The organism is Candidatus Aquicultor sp. (genome assembly GCF_054640775.1).
This window is the reverse complement of the sequence record NZ_JBTSLF010000223.1, coordinates 1-3,846: the sequence shown is the minus strand read 5'-3', so window position 1 is coordinate 3,846 and position 3,846 is coordinate 1. Positions and strand designations below refer to the sequence as shown.

Annotated in this window: 3 protein-coding genes; all 3 read right to left on the bottom strand. The window is 49.3% G+C overall.

The features are described from left to right. Positions 1–102: 102 nt before the first annotated feature. The 3 genes from ACYC56_RS13140 to ACYC56_RS13130 all read right to left on the bottom strand — a co-directional run bounded on the left by ACYC56_RS13140 (position 103) and on the right by ACYC56_RS13130 (position 3,720). Positions 103–1,599, bottom strand: a complete 1,497-nt coding sequence (locus ACYC56_RS13140) for an NADH-quinone oxidoreductase subunit M (RefSeq protein ID WP_461374626.1) — start codon at positions 1,597–1,599, stop codon at positions 103–105. Positions 1,600–1,712: 113 nt separating this feature from the next. Beyond that, a complete protein-coding gene (locus ACYC56_RS13135) occupies positions 1,713–3,479 on the bottom strand; it encodes a Na(+)/H(+) antiporter subunit D (protein WP_461374625.1) in 1,767 nt (588 codons plus the stop codon). Beyond that, positions 3,472–3,720, bottom strand: a complete 249-nt coding sequence (locus ACYC56_RS13130; RefSeq protein WP_461374624.1) for a hypothetical protein — start codon at positions 3,718–3,720, stop codon at positions 3,472–3,474. Before ACYC56_RS13130 ends, ACYC56_RS13135 begins: the two co-directional genes overlap by 8 nt. Between the last annotated feature and the right edge of the window lie 126 nt (positions 3,721–3,846).

Genomic DNA, 3,846 nt, shown 5'->3' with positions numbered 1-3,846 from the left:
AAAATAACAAGAAATCCATTATGATTCGTTCCTCAGTAGAATGCTTAAAGCTGGAAGCTCAAAGCCCGATGAAAATACTTAAACAATAAAGTGTTCAATCCCCTACTTCACTAAGGCCAGGGCACTTCCGGCCTGCACTTGCTGGACCAGATGGTCCACGCTGGCATGCATGACATCCAAAAAGGGACCCGGTGAAAAACCAATCCACAAGACGAATATGGCCAGCGGGACCAGATAAACGATCTCCCGGATATTCATATCTTTAAAGGATGGGTTTCCTTGACCTCCCCAGGCGATCTTCTGGAGCAACCGAAGCATATAGGCGGCAGCCAAAACCACCCCTGGGATGGCAACGGCGCCGATCAGTTTATTATCCAAAAAGGTGCCGATTAAAACCAGGAGCTCGCCCACAAAACTGTTAGTCCCGGGAAAGGCCATGGAGGAAAGACTGAAAAAACCTAAAAACCCAATGTATATGGGCATAATTTTGCTTATCCCGGAGTTGACCGTAATCAACCGGCTGTGGCTTCTCTCATAAATGATCCCTACGCAGAGAAAGAGAGCCCCGGTGGTGATGCCGTGATTGATCATCTGCAGGATGGCCCCTTCCAGTCCGGATTTGTTGAAGAGAAAGGTCCCCAAGGTGACAAACCCCATGTGGGCCACGCTGGAATAGGCGATCAACCGTTTCATGTCGCTTTGCCCCAGGGCGACATAGCCACCATAAATGATGGAGATGATGGAGATCCAGAGGACATAGGGGGCAAAGTAGACACTGGCCTGGGGGAGGATAGGCAAACAAAAGCGCACGAAACCGTAAGTCCCCATTTTCAACAATACGCTGGCCAGGATGACACTGCCGGCGGTCGGGGCCTCCACATGCGCGGCCGGCAACCAGGTATGGAACGGGGCCATCGGAACTTTGATGGCGAAAGCGATTCCCATGGCCAGGAAGACCCAGAATTGAAAGTTAAAGGAGTAGGTATGGGTCATTAATTCCGGGATGCTGAAGGTGCCGGTCTTTACATAAAAGGCGATCATGGCCACCATGAGGAAGACGCTGCCGGCCATGGTGTAGATAAAGAACTTGAGCGAAGCATAAACCTTGGCCGGGCCACCCCAGACGGCAATCAATAAATACATGGGGACCAGCATGGCCTCAAAGAAAATATAGAAAAGAACGAAATCCAGGGCCGAGAAAACTCCGACACAAGCGGTTTCAATCACAAGGAGGCAAATCAGAAATTCTTTGACCCGTTTCTCGATGTATTTCCAGGAGGCCAGGATACAAATGGGCGTCAGAAGAGTGCTTAACAGGACCAGAAAGAGGCTGATGCCGTCCACCCCCAAGGTATAATTGATTTTAAATCCGGGGATCCAGGGTATATGTTCTCCAAACTGGTATTTATAGGTGGAAATATTAAAATTAAAATAAAGAGGAAGAGAAAGGGCAAGGTTAATGATACTGATGACCAAAGCCCAGACTTTGGCCGTTGTCTCGTTTCGCAATATAAAAAGGACCAAGACCCCGACCAGGGGTAAGAAAACAAGTGTGCTTAAGATCGGATAATTAAGCTGATTGGGAATAAGAAAATCCATGTTTGTTAATTTCCCTGATAATTACGGTATAAGGTTTACGGTATAAGGTTTACGGTTGGTGGTTCTTCCTTATTTTACCTTAAACCTAAAACCTTGCACCTCAGACCTTTATTTTATAAAAACCAATAAATCCCAATGATCGCAAAAATAACCAACAGCGCCACAGCCAGATAATTCTGGATATTTCCGGTCTGGACCTTGCGGATTTGATTGCCGAACTCCTGGGTCCCATAGGCCACATTATCCACTACTCCATCGATGCCCCAGCGGTCAAACCAGGCGAAAAACCCGGCAAAGGCCATCATGGATTTGAGGGCGAGGCTTCGGTAAAGTTCCCCCCATCCGAAGTCAAAAGCCTGAATGAATCTTTGATCGAACCACATAAAACCATCCACCAGCTTCCGATAGAACCAATCGAAATCCAGATTGATCTTGGCTTCCGGCTGGAGTCGCTTGAGGAGCAGGAAAAATCCCAATCCGGTAAAGAGCAAGATCTGGTTCGTTTCCGAGAGATGGGGCATATTGTAGGGATGAAATTCCGCTGCCGCTTCTTTAAAAGGCAGCAGATCATATAAGACCTTGGGATAGACCCCGATCAGAAAGCATAAAAATGAGGTTATCCCCATGGCCCAAAGCATATTTTTGGGAGGTTCCTTGGGCTTTAGACCGCAGTCTTTTCCAAACCAGGCGAAATAGGGAAGTTTCAATCCCACCGAAAGGAAGGTGCCGACCGAGGCTAAAAGCATCAGGACCATCAGCACCGGATGGTGGGACTCTCCGGCCCCGGTAATGATCATGGATTTGCTGACAAAGCCGCTGAAAAGAGGGAAACCGGATATGGAGATGCCCCCCACTACGTAAAAGATCAAGGTAAGGGGCATATATTTGTAAAGACCGCCCAATTTATTTAACTTGGAGGTCCCGGTCATCATCAGAACCGAACCGGCCCCCATAAACAACAAGGCCTTGTAAAGGATGTGGGCATAGGCATGGGCGCAGGCCCCGTTTAAGGCCAGTTCCGTGCCGATCCCGACTCCGGCCACCATGTAGCCCACCTGGCTGATGATGTGATAGGAAAGGATGCGGCGCATGTCGTTTTCAATGGTGGCGTAGCAGACCCCGTAAACGGTCATGACCGTGCCCATCACGGCCAGGACATCATAGCCGGGGAAGGCCCGGGCCAGGACATAGATGGCCGTCTTGGTAGTAAAGGCGCACATAAAGACCGCCCCGGTCACTGTAGCTTCCGGATAGGCATCGGGCAGCCAGGCATGGAGGGGAAAGACGGCGGCATTCAAGGCAAACCCGGCCAAAATCAGATATTCGGCAAAACCGGCACTGGCCTTGGGGACGAGCTCAAAGGCCATACTGCCGGTATTTTGGTAATGTAAAAAAATGCCGGCCAAAAGGAGCAAACCGCCGAAGATATGCATCAGGAGATAGCGGAACCCGGCTGAAAGTGAGGCCTCCTCGCGGCGGAACCAGATCAGGAAGGTGGAAGCGAAGGCCATCATCTCCCAGAAGATAAAGACCGTCAGATAGTCTCCGGCAAAGACCACGCCCAGGGAGCCGCCCACATAAAAAAAGGAGGCGATATGCTGGGCGTCTTCCTTGACGTGGAGACCGTAAAGAACCCCCAAAAAGGACATGAGGGTGAAGACATGGGCAAAAACAATGGTCAACCGGTCCACCCGGCCCAGAATAATCTTAAACCCCAGATAGTTGATCTCCCCATAAACCCCCAGGTTCATGTTGAGGACCGTATAGAAGGCGGCCGCCGGTATGAGCAATAAATAGATCTGTTTGAGCCGGCCCTTTAATACCGGGATCAGGAAGGCGCCTAAAATAAAAAATAGGGCTGGATGAACGAACTTATCCATAATAATCCTCTTTTTTCATCAGCCAGGCGTGGGAGATTCCTTTCATGATGCGAATCATCAGGATGCAGCCGATCAGGCCGAAGACCGACCAGAAGACCGGTATCTTGTCCCCAAAAAAATGGGCTTCATGCCGTGGAATAAGAATATCAAAGACAATGGCCGCGGCCATAACCAGATAAAGGGCCCATTTCAATGCTTTTAAATGGTCCCGTAAGTATTGTATGGGAGTAACCCAGTTCATAATCGAATGACCGCCTTTGCAATATTCAATAGATAATCCGGATCCATGGCTTTAATGATATTCAGGAAGTAGTCCGGGTAAAGGCCCATGACAATGGAGCCGATGGCCGTTAAAAATAAGGGAATG

What these genes read in the sequence shown, in the direction of transcription:
- ACYC56_RS13140 (WP_461374626.1), bottom strand. Translation starts at nt 1,599, where the DNA reads ATGGATTTTCTTATTCCCAATCAGCTTAATTATCCGATCTTAAGCACA.
- ACYC56_RS13135 (WP_461374625.1), bottom strand. Translation starts at nt 3,479, where the DNA reads ATGGATAAGTTCGTTCATCCAGCCCTATTTTTTATTTTAGGCGCCTTC.
- ACYC56_RS13130 (WP_461374624.1), bottom strand. Translation starts at nt 3,720, where the DNA reads ATGAACTGGGTTACTCCCATACAATACTTACGGGACCATTTAAAAGCA.